Annotated in this window: 18 protein-coding genes; 14 read left to right on the top strand and 4 right to left on the bottom strand. The window is 61.7% G+C overall.

What is annotated here, in order from left to right; all coding sequences use genetic code 11:
- The first annotated feature begins 151 nt into the window (after positions 1 to 151).
- Positions 152 to 1,252: a glycine-betaine demethylase subunit GbcB gene (gene gbcB / locus YA0848_RS13335; RefSeq protein WP_034115310.1), complete on the top strand. Its 1,101-nt coding sequence runs from the start codon at positions 152 to 154 to the stop codon at positions 1,250 to 1,252.
- Between the two features lie 83 nt (positions 1,253 to 1,335).
- Here the strand turns inward: gbcB and YA0848_RS13330 are convergent, their stop codons facing one another.
- Positions 1,336 to 1,536, bottom strand: coding sequence for a hypothetical protein (locus YA0848_RS13330; RefSeq protein WP_169903037.1), 201 nt, complete (start codon positions 1,534 to 1,536; stop codon positions 1,336 to 1,338).
- Between the two features lie 184 nt (positions 1,537 to 1,720).
- Complete coding sequence (locus YA0848_RS13325) at positions 1,721 to 2,761, bottom strand: threonine aldolase family protein (protein ID WP_040267097.1); 1,041 nt, start codon at positions 2,759 to 2,761, stop codon at positions 1,721 to 1,723.
- A 90-nt stretch (positions 2,762 to 2,851) separates the two neighbouring features.
- Here YA0848_RS13325 and YA0848_RS13320 point away from each other — a divergent pair, with 90 nt between their 5' ends.
- The 8 genes from YA0848_RS13320 to fdhA all read left to right on the top strand — a co-directional run bounded on the left by YA0848_RS13320 (position 2,852) and on the right by fdhA (position 12,585).
- On the top strand, positions 2,852 to 3,580 hold the full coding sequence (locus tag YA0848_RS13320) for a TraX family protein (protein WP_169903038.1): 729 nt from the start codon (positions 2,852 to 2,854) through the stop codon (positions 3,578 to 3,580).
- Positions 3,581 to 3,733: 153 nt separating this feature from the next.
- Positions 3,734 to 4,987 (top strand): serine hydroxymethyltransferase, encoded by a 1,254-nt coding sequence (gene glyA / locus YA0848_RS13315; RefSeq protein WP_034101149.1) that lies wholly within the window; start codon positions 3,734 to 3,736, stop codon positions 4,985 to 4,987.
- A gap of 22 nt (positions 4,988 to 5,009) precedes the next feature.
- Positions 5,010 to 6,260, top strand: a complete 1,251-nt coding sequence (locus YA0848_RS13310; RefSeq protein WP_034115307.1) for a sarcosine oxidase subunit beta — start codon at positions 5,010 to 5,012, stop codon at positions 6,258 to 6,260.
- 15 nt (positions 6,261 to 6,275) lie between these two features.
- A complete protein-coding gene (locus YA0848_RS13305) occupies positions 6,276 to 6,578 on the top strand; it encodes a sarcosine oxidase subunit delta (RefSeq protein WP_003194855.1) in 303 nt (100 codons plus the stop codon).
- Positions 6,575 to 9,592 (top strand): sarcosine oxidase subunit alpha, encoded by a 3,018-nt coding sequence (locus YA0848_RS13300; protein WP_034101146.1) that lies wholly within the window; start codon positions 6,575 to 6,577, stop codon positions 9,590 to 9,592. Before YA0848_RS13305 ends, YA0848_RS13300 begins: the two co-directional genes overlap by 4 nt.
- Before the next feature lie 106 nt (positions 9,593 to 9,698).
- The gene (locus YA0848_RS13295) at positions 9,699 to 10,331 is read left to right on the top strand and encodes a sarcosine oxidase subunit gamma (RefSeq protein ID WP_024077781.1); all 633 of its coding nucleotides are present in this window, start codon (positions 9,699 to 9,701) and stop codon (positions 10,329 to 10,331) included.
- 10 nt (positions 10,332 to 10,341) lie between these two features.
- Positions 10,342 to 11,199, top strand: coding sequence for a formyltetrahydrofolate deformylase (purU, locus tag YA0848_RS13290; RefSeq protein WP_034101145.1), 858 nt, complete (start codon positions 10,342 to 10,344; stop codon positions 11,197 to 11,199).
- A gap of 186 nt (positions 11,200 to 11,385) precedes the next feature.
- Positions 11,386 to 12,585 (top strand): formaldehyde dehydrogenase, glutathione-independent, encoded by a 1,200-nt coding sequence (gene fdhA, locus YA0848_RS13285; RefSeq protein WP_017530750.1) that lies wholly within the window; start codon positions 11,386 to 11,388, stop codon positions 12,583 to 12,585.
- Positions 12,586 to 12,718: 133 nt separating this feature from the next.
- Here fdhA and YA0848_RS13280 read toward each other — a convergent pair whose 3' ends face one another.
- Positions 12,719 to 13,177, bottom strand: coding sequence for an anti-sigma factor domain-containing protein (locus tag YA0848_RS13280; protein ID WP_040267110.1), 459 nt, complete (start codon positions 13,175 to 13,177; stop codon positions 12,719 to 12,721).
- Positions 13,178 to 13,312: 135 nt separating this feature from the next.
- Here YA0848_RS13280 and YA0848_RS13275 point away from each other — a divergent pair, with 135 nt between their 5' ends.
- Complete coding sequence (locus YA0848_RS13275) at positions 13,313 to 13,885, top strand: DUF2780 domain-containing protein (RefSeq protein WP_034101142.1); 573 nt, start codon at positions 13,313 to 13,315, stop codon at positions 13,883 to 13,885.
- On the opposite strand, the gene YA0848_RS13270 is transcribed toward YA0848_RS13275, so the two are convergent.
- Positions 13,886 to 14,770, bottom strand: a complete 885-nt coding sequence (locus YA0848_RS13270) for an acyltransferase (RefSeq protein WP_034101141.1) — start codon at positions 14,768 to 14,770, stop codon at positions 13,886 to 13,888.
- A gap of 140 nt (positions 14,771 to 14,910) precedes the next feature.
- Here YA0848_RS13270 and rloA2 point away from each other — a divergent pair, with 140 nt between their 5' ends.
- The 4 genes from rloA2 to creD are packed head-to-tail and all read left to right on the top strand — an operon-like array spanning position 14,911 to position 18,953.
- Positions 14,911 to 15,411, top strand: a complete 501-nt coding sequence (rloA2, locus tag YA0848_RS13265; RefSeq protein ID WP_034101138.1) for a retropepsin-like aspartic peptidase RloA2 — start codon at positions 14,911 to 14,913, stop codon at positions 15,409 to 15,411.
- A gap of 9 nt (positions 15,412 to 15,420) precedes the next feature.
- Positions 15,421 to 16,089, top strand: coding sequence for a two-component system response regulator CreB (creB, locus tag YA0848_RS13260; protein ID WP_169868663.1), 669 nt, complete (start codon positions 15,421 to 15,423; stop codon positions 16,087 to 16,089).
- The gene (gene creC, locus YA0848_RS13255; RefSeq protein WP_034101134.1) at positions 16,089 to 17,528 is read left to right on the top strand and encodes a two-component system sensor histidine kinase CreC; all 1,440 of its coding nucleotides are present in this window, start codon (positions 16,089 to 16,091) and stop codon (positions 17,526 to 17,528) included. Before creB ends, creC begins: the two co-directional genes overlap by 1 nt.
- Before the next feature lie 51 nt (positions 17,529 to 17,579).
- Positions 17,580 to 18,953 (top strand): cell envelope integrity protein CreD, encoded by a 1,374-nt coding sequence (gene creD / locus YA0848_RS13250; RefSeq protein WP_034101132.1) that lies wholly within the window; start codon positions 17,580 to 17,582, stop codon positions 18,951 to 18,953.
- Positions 18,954 to 19,082: the final 129 nt, after the last annotated feature.

Below are 19,082 nucleotides of genomic sequence, written 5' to 3'. Positions count from 1 at the left end.
GCGACATGGCCCACTCTGATCCCGACGCGCAAGCCCCGTGGTATGGGGGCTGGTCGCGATAAGTATGTGAATGTCGCAGATAGGTAAGTGGGCGGTTCTCGCGTTACGCAGAATCGCCACCATAAGGCCGACCTCGGCGGTGGAGAACAACATGTCCAATAATTTCCTGAATCCGGTAACCACCCAGACCTGGGCCAATGGTCGGCACATCGTCCGTTGCGTCAAAGTCATCCAGGAAACCTGGGATGTGCGCACCTTTTGCTTTATGGCCGACCAGCCGATCCTGTTCTTTTTCAAACCAGGGCAATTCGTGACTCTGGAGCTGGAAATCGACGGGCAGCCGATCATGCGCTCCTACACCATTTCCAGCTCGCCATCGGTGCCCTACAGCTTCTCGGTGACCATCAAGCGCGTGCCTGGCGGCAAGGTGTCCAACTGGTTGCACGACACTTTGCATGAAGGCCAGGAGCTGGCGGTGCACGGACCGGTGGGGCTGTTCAACGCCATCGACTTCCCCAGTCCGAAAGTGCTGTACCTCAGCGGCGGCGTGGGAATTACGCCAGTGATGTCGATGGCGCGCTGGTTCTACGACACCAATGCCAATGTCGACATGACCTTTGTCCACAGTGCCCGCTCGCCCAAAGACATCATCTACCACCGCGAGCTGGAGCACATGGCGTCGCGGATCGATAACTTCAGCCTGCACCTGATCTGCGAAAAGCACGGCCTGGGCGAACCCTGGGCCGGTTACCGCGGTTACCTGAACCACAAGATGCTCGAACTGATGGTGCCCGACTTCCTGGAGCGCGAAGTGTTCTGCTGCGGCCCAACGCCCTACATGACCGCCGTGAAGCGCCTGCTGGAAGCCGCCGGTTTCGACATGACGCGCTACCACGAGGAATCCTTCGGCGCCACGCCGCCCGAAGCCCGCGCCGATGCGGTGGAGCAAGCCGAACAAGCCGCCGACGCGCCGGAAGTCGACCTGGCGGACCTGCACCAAGTGGAGTTCATTACCTCGGGCAAGAGCATCCGCGTGGCGCCGGGCGAAACCGTACACGCCGCCGCCGCCAAGCTTGGCCTGATGATCCCCAAAGCCTGCGGCATGGGCATCTGCGGCACGTGCAAGGTGCTGAAGCTGGGTGGGGAAGTGGAGATGGAGCACAACGGTGGGATCACCGAGGATGATGAAGCCGAAGGCTACATCCTGTCGTGCTGCAGTGTGCCGAAGGGCGATGTGCGTATCGAGTACTGATCGCTCGAATGAACGTGCCTGGCCTGCCAGCTCGCAGCCCCGGCATCCCCACGCAGTGCGTGGGAATGCGCGAAGGTTAACGGTTATTGAGCGTAGATGTGTACGACGAAGTGCTGGCCTGAAGCTGTCAATTCATAGACTTTGTCATAGATCCGCAGCGTCCTCGACGGCTCGCGGATAGTGTCGCCGATTTGGGCGGTTTTTCTGAACTCGTCCCAGTCGATAACGGTGGTGGTGACAGTGCCGTCGCTTTTCAGGGTACTGCCGGTGCTTTGATATTCCATGATTCAAACCTCTTCTGGATTTCCGTTTCCAGCCGATTGTTCGGCGGGTGGTAGTACCCGCGAGGGCAGCCGCTGCAGCGGCGATTTCCTTGCGGGTTCCAAGAGGCTAGTCAATGAAAGCTCGCTGCGTTGCTGTCGGAAATAACAAATAACAGTCTCGGCACAGCGCCACTATTCGCCCGTCTCAGGCGTTCATCACTTCGCGGATATCCGCGGCCAGTTCCCTTACGCGTTCTTCTTCGGTATCCCACGCGCACATGAAGCGCGCCCCACCTTTGCCGATGAAGGTGTAGAAGCGCCAGCCCTTGGCTGTCAGCGCGGCGATGGCCGGTTCCGACAGTTGCAGGAACACGCCGTTGGCCTGCACCGGGAACATCAGCTCCACGCCGGGAATATCCGCCACCAGGCTGCTCAGCAACTGCGCGCAGTGGTTGGCGTGGCGGGCGTGCTTGAGCCAGGCGTCGTTTTCCAGCAGGCCTACCCAAGGTGCGGAGAGGAAGCGCATCTTCGAGGCCAGTTGGCCGGCCTGTTTGCAGCGATAGTCGAAGTCTTCGGCCAGCTTGTGGTTGAAGAACAGGATCGCCTCGCCCACGGCCATGCCGTTTTTGGTGCCGCCAAAGCACAGCACGTCCACCCCGGCTTTCCAGGTCAGGTCGGCCGGCGAGCAGCCAAGGAACGCACAGGCGTTAGAGAAACGCGCGCCGTCCATGTGCAGGTTCAGGCCCAGCTCCTTGCAGGTGGCGCTGATGGCGCGGATTTCTTCGGGGGTGTACACGCTACCGACTTCGGTGGCTTGGGTCAGGGTGACTACGCGGGGTTTGGGGTAGTGGATGTCCTGGCGCTTGAGGGCGACCTCGCGGATCGACTCTGGGGTCAGTTTGCCGTTTTCGGTGCGGGCGATGAGCAGCTTGGAGCCATTGGAGAAAAACTCCGGCGCGCCGCATTCGTCGGTTTCGACGTGGGCGGTTTCCGAGCAAATCACGCTATGGTAGCTCTGGCACAGAGACGACAGCGCCAGGGAGTTGGCCGCGGTGCCGTTGAAGGCGAAAAACACTTCGCAGTCGGTTTCGAACAGGTTGCGGAAACCGTCGGCGGCGCGGTGGGTCCATTCATCGTCGCCGTAGGCGCGCTGATGGCCGTGGTTGGCTTGTTCCATGGCGGCCCAGGCTTCCGGGCAGATGCCCGAATAGTTGTCACTGGCGAATTGTTGGCTCTTGTCGGTCATGGCCCGTTCCTGTGGTCGATATTGGTGCGCACTGTAACCAAGATTGTTGGGCGTGCGCACGCACTGTAAATGCAAAGTCACTGGGGAATTATGCACAGCGCTCACACCTTGCCTGTCGGACCCGTCCGAGACGGCGCTCTGGACCTGCTCAAGTGGCTGGCGCTGCTCAGTATGGTGCTGGATCACCTGCGTTATGTCGGTTTGAGCCTGGACGGCCTGTACGTGCCGGGGCGGCTGGCGTTCCCGTGGTTTTGCCTGGCGATTGCGGCGAACCTGCACCGGGTTCGCAACGCCCCGGTAACGGGTCAATGGCGCTACCTGGGCTGGTTGCTGCTGTTCAGCGTAATCAGCGAAGTACCGTATCGCTTGTTTATCGAGGATGCCGATACGTTGAACGTGTTGCCGACCCTCGCGCTGGGCCTGCTGGTTGCCCGAGGATGGCAGCAGAAGACGTTTATTGATCGAGGATTGGCGTTAATCGCGGTCACGATAGCGGCGGTATTTTCAGCGCACTTAATGTTCGGATTGTTTGGTGTATTGCTGTCCCTGGCGATGTTGCTGGTATTTCGCCGGCCTTGGTATTTCAGTGTGTTGCCAGGGTTGGTCTGCGTGGCCGCCAATCAATGGCAGATCCTGCTCAATAGCGGCACGCCGGTGGCGCTGTTGGGGCTGGTCGCGTGCCTGATTGCGCCATGGGCGGGGTTGGTCTTATTGCGACATGCCCACAGCACCTCGCCGCCAGCAATGCGCCGCTGGGCCTACGCCCTGTATCCCATGCACTTCCTCCTGCTGTTACTCCTGCGCCACATCATTGCTTAACCCCTCCCACATTTATTTGGTGTTGATTCGGTAATGTCGTAAACGCACCTTTGCGTGGCGTGCGCAGGCATTTGACCTGTCTACGCCAGCCCTACCATCGCATCAAAGGGCCCTGCGAGGGCCTTAACAATACGAAAGGCTGGGAGAGACGCGATGTTCAGCAAACAAGACCAGATTCAGGGATATGACGACGCACTGCTGGCGGCGATGAATGCCGAGGAGCAGCGCCAGGAAGATCATATCGAGCTGATCGCGTCAGAGAACTACACCAGCAAGCGGGTGATGGAAGCCCAAGGCAGCGGCCTCACCAACAAATACGCCGAAGGCTACCCAGGCAAGCGCTACTACGGTGGCTGCGAGCATGTGGATAAAGTCGAGGCCCTGGCCATCGAGCGCGCCAAGCAACTGTTCGGCGCCGATTACGCCAACGTGCAGCCGCACTCCGGTTCGTCCGCCAACAGCGCGGTGTACCTGGCGCTGATCAATGCCGGCGACACCATCCTCGGCATGAGCCTGGCCCACGGCGGTCACCTGACCCACGGCGCTAAAGTGTCGTCCTCGGGCAAGCTGTACAACGCGGTGCAATACGGCATCAACACCGACACCGGCCTGATCGACTACGACGAAGTCGAGCGCCTGGCGGTGGAGCACAAGCCGAAGATGGTGGTGGCCGGTTTCTCCGCCTACTCCAAGACTCTGGATTTCCCCCGTTTCCGTCAGATCGCCGACAAGGTGGGCGCGCTGCTGTTCGTCGATATGGCCCACGTCGCCGGCCTGGTTGCCGCCGGTCTGTACCCGAACCCGCTGCCTTACGCCGATGTGGTCACCACCACGACTCACAAAACCCTGCGCGGTCCGCGTGGCGGCTTGATCCTGGCCAAGGCCAACGAAGAGATCGAGAAGAAGCTCAACGCCGCCGTGTTCCCTGGCGCCCAGGGCGGCCCGCTGATGCATGTGATCGCCGGCAAGGCGGTGTGCTTCAAGGAAGCGCTGGAGCCGGGTTTCAAGGCTTACCAGCAACAAGTGATCGATAACGCCCAGGCCATGGCCAGCGTGTTTATCAAACGCGGCTACGATGTAGTGTCCGGCGGCACCGATAACCACCTGTTCCTGGTCAGCCTGATCCGTCAGGGTCTGACCGGCAAAGAGGCGGATGCCGCCCTCGGTCGCGCCCATATCACCGTCAACAAGAACGCCGTGCCGAATGACCCGCAGTCGCCGTTCGTGACCTCGGGCCTGCGCATCGGCACCCCGGCGGTGACCACGCGTGGTTTCAAAGTGCCGCAGTGCATCGAGTTGGCTGGCTGGATCTGCGACATCCTCGACAACCTCGGCGACGCCGATGTCGAGGCTAACGTGGCCAAGCACGTGTCTGCCCTGTGCGCTGATTTCCCGGTTTATCGCTGAGCGCGGTATTGGAGTAATGACTATGCAACGCTACTCGGGCTTCGGCCTCTTCAAGCACTCACTCAGCCATCACGAAAACTGGCAGAAGATGTGGCGCACGCCGACCCCTAAAAAGGTGTACGACGTGGTCATCGTCGGCGGCGGCGGGCATGGTCTGGCGACCGCTTACTACTTGGCCAAGGAGCATGGCATCACCAACGTGGCCGTGGTCGAGAAAGGCTGGCTGGGCGGCGGTAACACCGCGCGCAACACCACCATCGTGCGTTCCAACTACCTGTGGGACGAGTCGGCGCACCTGTACGAACACGCGATGAAACTGTGGGAAGGCCTGTCCCAGGACCTGAACTACAACGTGATGTTCTCCCAGCGTGGCGTCTACAACCTGTGCCACACCCTGCAGGACATCCGTGACTCCGAGCGTCGCGTCAGCGCCAACCGCCTCAATGGCGTGGATGGCGAGCTGCTGAATGCCAAGCAAGTAGCCGACGAGATTCCGTACCTGGACTGCTCGAAAAACACCCGCTACCCGGTGCTCGGCGCCACCGTGCAACGGCGTGGCGGCGTGGCCCGTCACGATGCCGTGGCCTGGGGCTTCGCCCGCGCCGCCGACGCCCTCGGTGTGGACTTGATCCAGCAAACCGAAGTGATCGGCTTCCGCAAGGAAAACGGCGTGTGCATCGGTGTGGAAACCACCAAGGGCTTTATCGGCGCCAAGCGCGTTGGTGTGGTCACTGCCGGTAACTCCGGTCACATGGCTTCGCTCGCCGGTTTCCGCCTGCCAATCGAATCCCACCCGCTGCAAGCGCTGGTGTCGGAGCCGATCAAGCCAATTATCGACAGCGTGATCATGTCCAACGCCGTACACGGTTACATCAGCCAATCCGACAAGGGCGACTTGGTGATCGGTGCCGGTATCGACGGTTACAACGGCTACGGCCAGCGCGGTTCGTACCCGGTGATCGAGCACACCATCCAGGCCATCGTCGAGATGTTCCCGGTGCTGTCGCGCGTACGCATGAACCGCCAGTGGGGCGGCATCGTCGACACCACCCCGGATGCGTGCCCGATCATCTCCAAGACCCCGGTGCCGAACATGTTCTTCAACTGCGGTTGGGGCACCGGTGGCTTCAAGGCCACGCCGGGCTCAGGCAACGTGTTTGCCGCCAGCCTCGCCAAGGGTGAAATGCACCCATTGGCGGCACCTTTTTCCATCGACCGTTTCCACAACGGTGCGTTGATCGACGAACACGGCGCTGCCGCCGTCGCCCACTAACAGGAGAAATTCCCTATGTTGCATATCTTCTGTCCTCACTGTGGCGAACTGCGCTCCGAAGAGGAATTCCACGCGTCCGGCCAAGCGCACATCCCGCGCCCGCTGGACCCGAACGCCTGCACCGACGAGCAGTGGGGCGACTACATGTTCTTCCGCGACAACCCCCGTGGCCTGCACCACGAGTTGTGGATTCACGCCGCCGGGTGCCGCCAGTATTTCAACGCGACCCGCGACACCGTGACCTACGAAATTCTTGAAACCTACAAGATTGGCGAGAAGCCGCAATTCACCGCCAAGGCTTCTGGAGAGAAGGTATGAGCCAGATCAATCGCCTGTCCAACGGTGGCCGGATCGACCGTAACAAGGTCCTGACCTTCAGCTTCAACGGCCAGACCTACAAGGGCTTTGAAGGCGACACCCTGGCCGCCGCGTTGCTGGCCAACGGCGTCGATATCATTGGCCGCAGCTTCAAGTACTCGCGCCCTCGCGGCATCTTTGCCGCCGGTGCCGAAGAGCCGAACGCAGTGCTGCAGATCGGCGCCACCGAAGCCACCCAGATTCCTAACGTACGCGCCACACAACAGGCGCTGTATCAAGGTTTGGTCGCCACCAGCACCAACGGCTGGCCGAGCGTCAACAACGACATGATGGGCATTCTCGGCAAGGTCGGCGGCAAGCTGATGCCGCCGGGTTTCTACTACAAAACCTTCATGTACCCGCAATCGTTCTGGATGACCTACGAGAAGTACATCCGCAAGGCCGCCGGCCTGGGCCGCTCGCCGACCGAGAACGATCCGGACACCTACGACAACTTCAACCGTCACTGTGACGTGCTGGTGGTGGGCGCAGGCCCTGCCGGGCTGGCGGCGGCGCTGGCGGCTGCGCGTAGCGGCGCCCGCGTGATCCTCGCCGATGAGCAGGAAGAGTTCGGTGGTTCGTTGCTCGACTCCCGCGAAAGCCTGGACGGCAAGCCCGCCAGCGAGTGGGTCGCCAGTGTGATCGCCGAATTGAAAAGCCTGCCGGACGTGGTGCTGCTGCCCCGCGCCACGGTCAACGGCTACCACGACCATAACTTCCTGACCATTCACGAGCGCCTCACCGATCACCTCGGCGACCGTGCGCCGATCGGCGTGGTGCGCCAGCGCATTCACCGTGTGCGTGCCAAACGCGTGGTGTTGGCCACCGGCGCCTGCGAGCGTCCGTTGGTGTACGGCAACAACGACGTGCCGGGCAACATGCTGGCCGGTGCGGTCTCCACATACGTGCGCCGTTACGGCGTGGCACCGGGTAAAAAATTGGTGCTGTCGACCAACAACGATCACGCCTATCGCGTGGCCTTGGACTGGTTCGACGCCGGCCTGGCCGTGGTGGCTGTCGCCGATGTGCGCCACAACCCACGCGGTGCACTGGTGGAAGAAGCTCGCGCCAAAGGTATCCGCATCCTCACCGGCAGCGCCGTGGTCGAAGCCCGTGGCACCAAGCGCGTGACCGCTGCGCGTGTCGCCGCGATTGACGTCAAGGCCCATAAAGTCACCAGCCCCGGCGAGTGGCTGGACTGCGACCTGGTAGCCAGCTCCGGCGGCTACAGCCCGGTGGTTCACCTGGCTTCGCACCTGGGCGGCAAGCCGATCTGGCGTGAAGACATTCTCGGTTTCGTCCCCGGCGAAGCGCCGCAGAAACGTGTGTGCGTCGGTGGTATCAACGGCGTCTACGGCCTCGGCGATTCCCTGGCCGATGGTTTTGAAGGGGGCGTGCGCGCCGCCAGCGAAGCCGGTTTCGCGCCGGTGGAAGGCACTCTGCCAAAGGCCCTGAGCCGTCTGGAAGAACCTACCCTGGCGATCTACCAGGTGCCGCACGACAAAGCGACCGCACGGGCGCCGAAGCAATTCGTCGACCTGCAGAACGACGTTACCGCTGCCGCCATCGAGCTGGCCACCCGCGAAGGCTTTGAGTCGGTCGAGCACGTCAAGCGCTACACCGCGCTGGGCTTCGGCACCGACCAGGGCAAGTTGGGCAACGTTAACGGCCTGGCTATCGCTGCGCGCTCGCTGAACGTGACCATCCCGCAGATGGGCACCACCATGTTCCGTCCCAACTACACGCCGGTCACCTTCGGCGCCGTAGCGGGCCGGCACTGTGGGCATATCTTCGAACCCGTGCGCTACACCGCGCTGCACGCGTGGCACGTCAAGAATGGCGCCGAGTTCGAAGACGTCGGCCAGTGGAAACGTCCTTGGTACTTCCCGCGCAACGGTGAAGACCTGCACGCCGCGGTGAAACGCGAATGCCTGGCCGTGCGCGACAGCGTCGGCCTGTTGGATGCGTCCACCCTCGGCAAGATCGACATCCAGGGCCCGGACGCCCGTGAGTTCCTCAACCGCATCTACACCAACGCCTGGACCAAGCTCGACGTGGGCAAGGCGCGCTACGGCCTGATGTGTAAGGAAGACGGCATGGTCTTCGACGACGGCGTGACCGCGTGCCTGGCCGACAACCACTTCCTGATGACCACCACCACCGGCGGCGCCGCCCGCGTGCTGCAGTGGCTGGAAATCTATCAGCAAACCGAATGGCCGGACCTCAAGGTGTACTTCACCTCGGTCACCGACCACTGGGCGACCATGACCCTGTCCGGCCCCAACAGCCGCAAGCTGCTGGCGGAAGTCACCGACATCGACCTGGACAAGGACGGTTTCCCGTTCATGACCTGGAAAGAAGGTTTGGTGGGCGGTGTGCCGGCGCGGGTGTTCCGCATTTCGTTTACCGGTGAGCTGTCGTACGAAGTCAACGTGCAGGCCGACTACGCCATGGGCGTGCTGGAACAGATTGTCGCCGCCGGCAAGAAGTACAACCTGACTCCGTACGGCACCGAAACCATGCACGTACTGCGGGCCGAGAAGGGCTTCATCATCGTCGGCCAGGATACCGACGGCTCGATGACCCCGGACGACCTCAACATGGGCTGGTGCGTCGGTCGTACCAAACCGTTCTCGTGGATCGGCTGGCGCGGCATGAACCGTGAAGACTGCGTGCGCGAAGAGCGCAAGCAACTGGTGGGCCTCAAGCCGATTGATCCTAAGGTGTGGCTGCCGGAGGGCGCGCAACTGGTGCTCGATCCGAAGCAGTCGATCCCGATGAAGATGGTTGGTCACGTCACCTCCAGCTACGCGCACAACTCCCTGGGCTATTCGTTTGCCATGGGCGTGGTGAAAGGCGGCTTGAAGCGCATCGGCGAACGGGTGTTCTCGCCCCAGGCCGATGGCAGCGTGATCGAGGCTGAGATTGTGTCTTCGGTGTTCTTCGACCCGAAAGGGGATCGCCAGAACATTTGATAGACCGAGGCGCGGCCATCGGGAGCAAGCCCCCCCCCCCTGTGGGAGGGGGGTTGCTCCCCGATGACGCCAGTAGCCACACAACAGAATTCAGAACAGGTGCTTTATGACAGCAGCCAATGTGTACCAACAACGCCCCACTACCGGCGCCAAGGCCGAGTCGTCGCTGCACCATGCCGACCTCGCCAGTCTGGTCGGTAAGGGCCGCAAGAACGCCGGTGTGACCGTGCGCGAAAAGAAACTGCTCGGCCACCTGACCATTCGTGGCGATGGTCACGATGCCGCGTTCGCCGCCGGTGTGCACAAGGCCCTGGGCATCGAATTGCCCGGCGCCCTGCAAGTTATCGTCAAAGGCGAAACCAGCCTGCAATGGCTCGGCCCGGATGAGTGGCTGTTGGTGGTGCCGAGCGGTGAGGAATTCGCCGCAGAGCAGAACCTGCGTGCCGCGCTGGGCGACCTGCATATTCAGGTGGTCAACGTCAGCGGCGGCCAGCAGATCCTCGAACTCAGCGGCCCGAACGTGCGCGATGTGCTGATGAAATCCACCAGCTACGACGTGCACCCCAATAATTTCCCAGTGGGCAAAGCGGTAGGCACGGTGTTCGCCAAGTCGCAACTGGTGATCCGCCATACCGCCGAAGACACCTGGGAGCTGGTGATCCGTCGCAGCTTCTCGGATTACTGGTGGCTGTGGTTGCAGGATGCCTCGGCGGAATTCGGCCTGAGTGTCCAAGCCTGAGGAATAACCCATGAGCCGCGCACCCGATACATGGATTTTGACCGCCGACTGCCCCAGCGTGCTCGGCACGGTGGACGCGGTCACCCGCTACCTGTTCGAGCAGGGCTGCTACGTCACCGAGCACCATTCGTTCGATGACCGCCTCTCGGGCCGGTTTTTCATTCGCGTGGAATTCCGCCAGCCCGACGGGTTCGATGAGCAAGCCTTTCGCGATGGCCTGGCTGCGCGGGGCGAGGCGTTTGGCATGATCTTCGAGCTGACGGCACCGAACTACCGGCCAAAAGTGGTGATCATGGTGTCCAAGGCCGATCACTGCCTGAACGATCTGCTGTACCGCCAGCGTATCGGCCAATTGTCGATGGACGTGGTGGCGGTGGTGTCAAACCACCCCGATCTCAAGCCATTGGCCGACTGGCATCAGATTCCCTACTACCATTTCCCCCTCGACCCCAACGACAAACCGTCCCAGGAGCGTCAGGTGTGGCAAGTGGTGGAAGACACCGGTGCCGAACTGGTGATTCTTGCGCGCTATATGCAAGTGCTGTCGCCGGAGCTGTGCCGCAAGCTCGATGGCAAGGCCATCAACATTCACCACTCATTGCTGCCGGGGTTCAAGGGCGCCAAGCCGTATCACCAGGCGTACAACAAGGGCGTGAAACTGGTGGGCGCCACTGCGCATTACATCAACAACGACCTGGACGAAGGCCCGATCATCGCCCAGGGCGTGGAGGTGGTGGATCACAGCCACTATCCCGAGGATTTGATTGCCAAGGGGCGCGATATCGAAGGGCTGACATTGGCCCGGGCGGTTGGGTATCACATTGAGCGGCGGGTGTTCTTGAATGCCAATAGGACAGTGGTGCTATGACTGCCGCTATCGGGGGCAAGCCCCCTCCCACAGTTGAATGCGTGCACAAATCAAAATGTGGGAGGGGGCTTGCCCCCGATGAGGCCCTGACAAACAACACAAGCAACAGCATCTGTACCCGAGCACTTAACGCGCTGCCCATTTGACGGCAACGCAGTTCCATAAAAACAACAGCGAGGTGAAAGCATGTCTGGTAATCGTGGTGTCGTGTATCTCGGCAACGGCAAGGTCGAAGTACAGAAAATCGACTATCCCAAAATGCAGGACCCCCGTGGCAGGAAGATCGAGCACGGCGTCATCCTGCGCGTGGTCTCCACCAATATCTGCGGCTCCGACCAACACATGGTGCGCGGCCGTACCACTGCCCAGACCGGCCTGGTGCTCGGTCACGAAATCACCGGTGAAGTGATCGAGAAGGGCAGCGACGTCGAAAACCTGAAAATCGGCGACTTGGTTTCCGTCCCCTTCAACGTGGCTTGCGGGCGCTGCCGTTCCTGCAAAGAGCAACACACCGGCGTGTGCCTGACCGTCAACCCGGCCCGTGCCGGTGGTGCCTATGGCTACGTCGACATGGGCGACTGGACCGGCGGCCAGGCCGAGTACGTGCTGGTGCCGTACGCCGACTTCAACCTGCTCAAACTGCCGGACCGCGACAAGGCCATGGAGAAAATCCGCGACCTGACCTGCCTCTCCGACATTCTGCCGACGGGCTACCACGGCGCGGTGACGGCGGGCGTTGGCCCAGGCAGTACCGTGTACATCGCTGGTGCCGGCCCGGTTGGCCTGGCCGCTGCTGCGTCGGCGCGTCTGCTGGGTGCGGCAGTGGTGATCGTCGGTGACGTCAACTCCATCCGCCTGGCTCACGCCAAGGCCCAGGGTTTTGAAGTAGTAGACCTGTCCACCGATACGCCGCTGCACGAACAGATCGCCGCGTTACTGGGCGAGCCGGAAGTGGACTGCGCGGTCGACTGCGTGGGCTTTGAAGCGCGCGGCCATGGCCACGATGGCGTCAAGGCAGAGGCCCCTGCCACCGTACTCAACTCGCTGATGGGTGTAGTGCGCGTAGCGGGCAAGATCGGTATCCCGGGCCTGTACGTCACCGAAGATCCGGGTGCCGTCGACGCCGCCGCGAAAATGGGCAGCCTGAGCATCCGTTTCGGCCTGGGTTGGGCCAAATCCCACAGCTTCCACACCGGCCAGACCCCGGTGATGAAGTACAACCGCCAGCTGATGCAGGCGATCATGTGGGACCGCATCAACATCGCCGAGATCGTCGGCGTGCAGGTGATCAGCCTGGACGACGCACCACGGGGCTACGGCGAGTTCGATGCGGGCGTGCCGAAGAAGTTTGTGATTGATCCGCACAAGTTGTTCAGCGCGGCGTAAACCCAGGCACACGAAGGGCCAAATGTGGGAGGGGGCTTGCCCCCGGTGGTATTGATTCAGTCAGTAAATAGGTGACTGAATCGACGCCATCGGGGGCGAGCCCCTTCCCACATTGGGTTGTGGTATTGGGATATCAGCGGCTGGCCAGTGCGCCCTGATAGACAGTGGGCCCGGTCGGCTGTTTGCTCACCGAGCCGCCTTTGGTTTCCGAACTCACCATCAACTCCACCGGTTTGCTGATGGACGCTTGCTGGCGTGGGTTCAGGCCGATAATGCCTTTGCCGTCCTCCGGCAACAGGCCCAGGGAGATCGGCGTGCCGTCTTTGGGAATCGCCCACAGTTCCAGGCTCTTGTCCGGCTCTGCGGCGGCGGCGGCGATGGGTTGCACTTCCAGGTAGTCTTTGTGCGCCATGATCTGCGCGGCCGGCTGCTGGGTGGTGGTCACCAGGGTGGCGGCGGATTTGACGCTGTCCTGGGTGTAGATCGCGCCGCCGATACCGGCAACCACCACGACACAGGCACCGAGGAACAGGCGAGGGCGGCTCCAGAATGGAGGCTTGTGCTCAATCACTTGGGGTTGGATCGCAGTCATAAGTCTCTTCCTGACAAATTTTGTAGTCAGTTCATGGACTCGTTTAGGCCGGATCGGTTCCTCCCTGGCTCGGAACAACCGACCGGTTACCCAGTCAAAACCCTGCTTTCGCCCCTACATCCTGAGGTTGTATCCATGAAGATTTCACGCGGTTTCGCCCTGTCCTGCCTGATGACGCTGGCCGCCGGGCCCGCACTGGCCGCAGGCTTCAGCCTGGGCGACGCGGCCAATGCCATTGCGGGTATGCAGGGTGGTAACAACAAAGCCGCTGCTGCCGCACCGTCGTCCCAGACGGCCGACCTGCTGAGCACCCTGACCTCGCAGTTGAACGTTACCCCGGAGCAAGCCATCGGCGGCACCGGCGCCATGCTCGGCCTGGCGCGCAATCAGTTGAGCGGCAAAGATTATTCGCAGTTGGGCCAGAGCGTGCCAGGGCTTGACCAGTTGTCGGGCAACAATGCCCTCGGCAGCCTTGGAGCCTTGAGCGGCATGCTTGGCCAGACCGGCGGCAGCAAGACCAGCGGCCTGGACGGCCTGCTCGGCAATGTAAAAAACACCAACGACCTCAACACCGCCTTCAGCGCCTTGGGCATGGACAGTGGCATGGTCGGCCAGTTTGCCCCGGTGATTCTGCAATTTCTGGGCAGCCAGGGCGCCAACAGTTCGGTGCTGGGCAAGCTGGCTCAAGCCTGGGGCACCGGCAGCTGATTATCCCTGCGCGCGCAGGTGCTCGATGCGCGCGTCTTTTTCCTCCCAGAGCTGGTTCACCCAGCTCTGGACGGTCTGGCGAAAGGCCGGATCGTTCTCGTAATCCCCCTGCCACAACGCCGGGTCCAGCTCGCGGGTCTGGATATCGATGATCACCTTCGGCACCGCGCCGCTGATCAAGTCCCAGAACCCCGGGATCTTCTGCGACGGGTACACCACGGTCACGTCGAGAATCGCATCCAGCTGTTCGCCCATTGCCGCCAGCACAAACGCCACACCGCCCGCCTTGGGCTTGAGCAGCCGCTTGAACGGTGAAGCCTGCTGCGCATGTTTGGCCTGGCTGAAGCGCGTGCCTTCCAGGTAATTGACCACCGTCACCGGCTGGCGCTTGAACAGCTCGCACGCCTGTTTGGTGATTTTCAAATCCTGGCCCGCCAATTCCGGGTGTTTGGCCAGGAAGGCTTTGGTGTAGCGCTTCATGAACGGGTAATCCAGCGCCCACCAGGCCAGGCCGAGGAAGGGCACCCAGATCAGCTCTTTTTTCAGGAAGAACTTGAAGAACGGCGTGCGCCGGTTGAGGGCCTGGATCAGCGCGGGAATATCCACCCACGATTGATGGTTGCTGATGACCAGGTACGACGTGTCACGGCGCAGCTCATCGCCGCCGCGGATATCCCACTGGGTCGGAATGCACAGGGCGAAGATCAGTTTGTCGATCTCGGCCCAGGTCTCGGCGATCCACATTACCGCCCAGGACATGTAGTCCCGAGAGCGGCCAGGCGCCACCAGTTTGAGCAGGGCGAACACCATCAGCGGTCCGATCAGGACCAGCGTATTGAGTAACAGCAGCAATGTAACCAAACAGCCGGTGAGCAGGCGGCGCATAAGCAACTCTTGGAATTGTGTGGGCGGGCCATGATAAGCAGCTTGAGTCTAGAGGCCAAATCACAAAACGCCGGGTGATCTAACTAAGTAGCGCTTATGCGGTCTAGAATCCGCCTACTTCTTTTCCGAGGAATCACTTCGTGAAACTGCTCCTTGCCTCCCTCGCCCTGGTTGCCCTGCCGGTCATGGCCGCCGAACCGACCCTCTACGGTCGCTACGAATACATCCAGTTGCCGGAGATCGGCGAAACCTTCAAGGCCAAGATGGACACCGGCGCGCTGACTGCCTCGCTGTCGGCTCGCGACATCGAAACCTTCACCCGCGATGGCGACGACTGGGTACGTTTCCGCTTAGGCGGCAAGGACGCGTCCGATAAGGTCTTCGAACACAAAGTCTCGCGCATCAGCAAGATCAAGAGCCGCGCCGACGAAGACGACGAAAAAGATGAAGCCAGCGTGGCCAAGCGCCCAGTGATCGATCTGGAGATGTGCCTGGGCAACGTCAAGCGTACCGTCGAGGTCAACCTCACCGACCGCAGCAGCTTCAACTACCCGTTGCTGATCGGTGCCAAGGCCCTGCGTGAATTCGGCGCTGCGGTGAACCCGGCCCGTCGGTACACTGCCGACAAACCGGACTGCTGACGGACTGCCATGCCCCACATCCTGATTGTCGAAGACGAAGCGGCGATTGCCGACACGCTGATATTCGCCCTGCAAGGCGAGGGCTTCGGCACCACTTGGCTGAGCCTGGGCCAGGCGGCGCTGGAGCATCAGCGCAAGACTCCGGCCGACATGATCATCCTCGACATCGGCCTGCCGGACATCAGTGGTTTTGAAACCTGCAAGCAATTGCGCCGCTTCAGCGAAGTGCCGGTGATGTTCCTCAGTGCCCGCGACGGTGAGATCGACCGGGTCGTGGGGCTGGAGATCGGCGCCGACGATTACGTGGTCAAGCCGTTCAGCCCAAGGGAAGTGGCGGCGCGGGTCAAGGCGATCCTCAAACGCGTCGGCCCCGGTGTGGCGCCGGCGCTGTTTCAGGTGGATCTGGAGCGCATGCAGATCGCCTATCGCGGCCAGCCCTTGAGCCTGACGCGCCATGAGTTTCGTCTGCTGCAAAGCCTGTTGGAACAACCGGAGCGGGTGTTCAGCCGCGAACAGTTGCTTGACGCCGTGGGCGTGCCTGCCGATGCCGGCTACGAGCGCAACATCGACAGCCATATCAAAAGCCTGCGCAGCAAATTGCGCGGCATTGCCGCCCAAGCCGAACCGATCCAGACCCACCGCGGCCTCGGCTACAGCTACAGCCCGAGCCACAGCTGATGCGCCTGGGGCTGCGGATGTTCCTGGTGTACGCGCTGTTTATCGGCCTGACCGGCTATTTCGTGCTCAGCACCGTGATGAAGGAAATCCGCCCCGGCGTGCGCCAGTCCACCGAAGAAACCCTGGTGGACACCGCCAACCTGCTGGCCGAGATCCTGCGCGATGACGTCAAAAACGGCACCCTCGGCCAGAGCCACTGGCCCGCGCTGCTCAAGGCTTACGGCAATCGTCAGCCGGGCGCGACCATCTGGGGGCTACCGAAAAACCAGGTTAACCATCGAATTTACGTCACCGACGCCAACGGCACCGTGTTGCTCGACTCCAGCGGCGTGGCGGTGGGCCAGGACTATTCGAAGTGGAACGACGTTTACCTGACCCTGCGCGGCGAATACGGCGCGCGTTCCACCCGCAGTAACCCGGAGGACGCCACCTCGTCGGTGATGCACGTGGGCGCGCCGATCCGCGATAACGGCCAGATCATCGGCGTGGTCACCGTGGCCAAGCCCAACAGCTCGTTGCAGCCCTATGTCGACCGTACCGAGCGGCGCCTGCTTTGGTACGGCGCCGGGCTGGTCATCCTCGGGTTGCTGCTCGGCGCGCTGTTGTCGTGGTGGGTGAGCGCCGCCCTGCGCCGTCTGACCGCCTATGCCGAAGCCGTCAGCGAGGGCCGCCGCGCCGAGCTGCCGCACTACCGGGGCGGCGAACTCAAGCAACTCTCCACTGCTGTGGAGCACATGCGCACACAGCTGGAAGGCAAAGCCTACGTCGAACATTACGTACACACCCTGACCCACGAACTGAAAAGCCCGCTGGCGGCCATTCGCGGCGCGGCGGAGCTGTTGCAGGGCGACATGACCCGCGAGCAACAGCAGCGTTTTGTCGGCAATATCGACAGCGAAAGCGCACGCTTGCAGCAGTTGATCGAACGCCTGTTGAACCTGGCGCAGGTCGAACAACGCCAGGGCCTGGAAGAGCAGGTGAGCATCCCGCTGGCGGCCCTGGTGAGCGATGTGCTCAATGCCCAATGTGCGCGCATCGAAGGCGCTGGGTTACACGTCGAGCAAGCGATTGCGGCGGATGTGAACGTGTTTGGCGAGCCGTTCCTGTTGCGCCAGGCGCTGGGCAACTTGCTGGATAACGCGTTGGATTTCACCCCGCCGGGTGGCACGTTGCGCTTCAGTGCGAGCCGCCAGCACAACGATGTGCAGGTGAGCCTGTTCAACCAGGCCGCGCCGATTCCCGACTATGCCTTGCCGCGTTTGAGTGAGCGGTTCTATTCATTGCCGCGTCCGGCCAGTGGGCGCAAGAGCACGGGCCTGGGTTTGAACTTCGTTGAAGAAGTGATGAAGCTGCACGGCGGTGCGTTGCAGATCGGCAATGTGCCGGGTGGAGTGCAGGTGGTGCTGCATCTCCACACAGTCTCCACAGTACCCACATAAAACCCCCACGCGCGCGGCTCACGCTCTGCCCATCAAAACAGGGAGAGCCCCATGAACCGCAGCCTGCTTTTCAAACTTGGCGCCATTGCGCTACTGATCCTGCTGTTACTGATTCCGTTGTTGATGATCAACGGCATCATCAGTGACCGCCAGCAACTGCGCGACGGTGTCGTGATGGACATCGCCCGCAGTTCCAGCTTCGCCCAGCGCCTGACCGGCCCGGTAATGGTGGTGCCGTATCGCAAGACCGTGCGTGAATGGAAACTCAACGAAAAGCTCAACAAGCGCTATGAGGAAACCCGTGAAGAACGCGGGCGCCTGTATTTCCTGCCGGACCGTTTTGAACTCGACGGCCAGGTGCAGACCGAGCTGCGCGCTCGGGGGATTTACCAGGCACGGCTGTTCCATGCCGATAGCCGCATCAGTGGGCGCTTCGAGCTGCCCGCGCAGTTGGGCATCAACGAAAATTTCGCGGACTACCGCTTCGAACCGGCGTTTCTGGCGGTGGGCATCAGCGATATCCGTGGCATCGAAAATGCCCTGAAGCTGGAGCTGGGCAGCCAACGCCTGGAGTTCTCGCCAGGCACCCAAGTGGATTGGCTGGGGGAGGGCGTCCATGTCACGCTGCCGGAGCAGGACAGTAAAAAACCGGCGGTGGTGGACTTCGCCTTCGACCTGCGTCTGCAAGGCACCGAACAACTGCAAGTGGTGCCGGTGGGCAAGACCAGTCAGGTATCGCTGGCGTCCAACTGGCCGCACCCCAGCTTTATCGGCAACTTCCTGCCGGCCCAGCGTGACATCACCGACAAAGGCTTCACCGCCAACTGGCAGACCTCATTCTTCTCCACCAACCTCGAACAGGCCCTGCAAACCTGCCTGGACCGCGAAGGCTGTGACGACTTCAACAACCGCAGCTTCGGCGTGAACTTCATCGACCCGGTGGACCAGTACCTCAAAAGCGATCGCGCGATCAAATACGCGCTGCTGTTTATCGCCCTGACCTTTGCCGGTTTCTTTCTGTTCGAAGTGCTCAAGAGCCTGGCGGTGCACCCGATTCAATACGCCCTGGTGGGCGTGGCGCTGGCGTTCTTTTATCTGCTGTTGTTGTCGCTGTCCGAGCACCTGGGGTTTGCCCTGGCGTATCTGATCTCGGCGAGTGCGTGCGTGGTGTTGATCGGTTTCTATGTGTGCCATGTGCTGCGCAGCGTCGCCCACGGCCTGGGGTTCTCAGCGGGGCTCGCGGCGTTGTATGGCTTGTTGTACGGGTTGTTGAGTGCGGAGGATTACGCGCTGCTGATGGGTTCGCTGTTGTTGTTCGGCCTGCTGGGCACGGTGATGGTGCTCACGCGCAAATTGGACTGGTACGGGGTGGGCAAGCGCAAGGCGAGCGAGCCGCTGCAGTTTGATCTGGAGGCGGTGCAATGATCGGCTTGCGCGAGGATCGACAAGTAGGGGCGCAGTTAGCCACAAGGATCGCCACATTCCTTGCTGTCACCACTGCCCACTGTGGCAGTGGGCTTGCCCGCGATAGCGGGGGGTCAGAAACCGATGTGC

Origin of the sequence: Pseudomonas sp. S4_EA_1b, from assembly GCF_016307435.1 — a bacterium.
GTDB classification, from domain to species: Bacteria; Pseudomonadota; Gammaproteobacteria; order Pseudomonadales; family Pseudomonadaceae; genus Aquipseudomonas; species Aquipseudomonas rhodesiae.
Note: the sequence above shows the minus strand (reverse complement) of the source record. Positions and strands in the feature narration are given on the sequence as shown.

Coding starts and splice junctions, on each gene's coding strand:
- creC (WP_034101134.1), top strand. CDS start 16,089: ATGCGCCTGGGGCTGCGGATGTTCCTGGTGTACGCGCTGTTTATCGGC.
- YA0848_RS13310 (WP_034115307.1), top strand. CDS start 5,010: ATGCAACGCTACTCGGGCTTCGGCCTCTTCAAGCACTCACTCAGCCAT.
- gbcB (WP_034115310.1), top strand. CDS start 152: ATGTCCAATAATTTCCTGAATCCGGTAACCACCCAGACCTGGGCCAAT.
- glyA (WP_034101149.1), top strand. CDS start 3,734: ATGTTCAGCAAACAAGACCAGATTCAGGGATATGACGACGCACTGCTG.
- YA0848_RS13270 (WP_034101141.1), bottom strand. CDS start 14,770: ATGCGCCGCCTGCTCACCGGCTGTTTGGTTACATTGCTGCTGTTACTC.
- YA0848_RS13295 (WP_024077781.1), top strand. CDS start 9,699: ATGACAGCAGCCAATGTGTACCAACAACGCCCCACTACCGGCGCCAAG.
- YA0848_RS13320 (WP_169903038.1), top strand. CDS start 2,852: ATGCACAGCGCTCACACCTTGCCTGTCGGACCCGTCCGAGACGGCGCT.
- fdhA (WP_017530750.1), top strand. CDS start 11,386: ATGTCTGGTAATCGTGGTGTCGTGTATCTCGGCAACGGCAAGGTCGAA.
- YA0848_RS13275 (WP_034101142.1), top strand. CDS start 13,313: ATGAAGATTTCACGCGGTTTCGCCCTGTCCTGCCTGATGACGCTGGCC.
- YA0848_RS13330 (WP_169903037.1), bottom strand. CDS start 1,536: ATGGAATATCAAAGCACCGGCAGTACCCTGAAAAGCGACGGCACTGTC.
- YA0848_RS13300 (WP_034101146.1), top strand. CDS start 6,575: ATGAGCCAGATCAATCGCCTGTCCAACGGTGGCCGGATCGACCGTAAC.
- YA0848_RS13280 (WP_040267110.1), bottom strand. CDS start 13,177: ATGACTGCGATCCAACCCCAAGTGATTGAGCACAAGCCTCCATTCTGG.
- YA0848_RS13325 (WP_040267097.1), bottom strand. CDS start 2,761: ATGACCGACAAGAGCCAACAATTCGCCAGTGACAACTATTCGGGCATC.
- purU (WP_034101145.1), top strand. CDS start 10,342: ATGAGCCGCGCACCCGATACATGGATTTTGACCGCCGACTGCCCCAGC.
- creB (WP_169868663.1), top strand. CDS start 15,421: ATGCCCCACATCCTGATTGTCGAAGACGAAGCGGCGATTGCCGACACG.
- YA0848_RS13305 (WP_003194855.1), top strand. CDS start 6,276: ATGTTGCATATCTTCTGTCCTCACTGTGGCGAACTGCGCTCCGAAGAG.
- creD (WP_034101132.1), top strand. CDS start 17,580: ATGAACCGCAGCCTGCTTTTCAAACTTGGCGCCATTGCGCTACTGATC.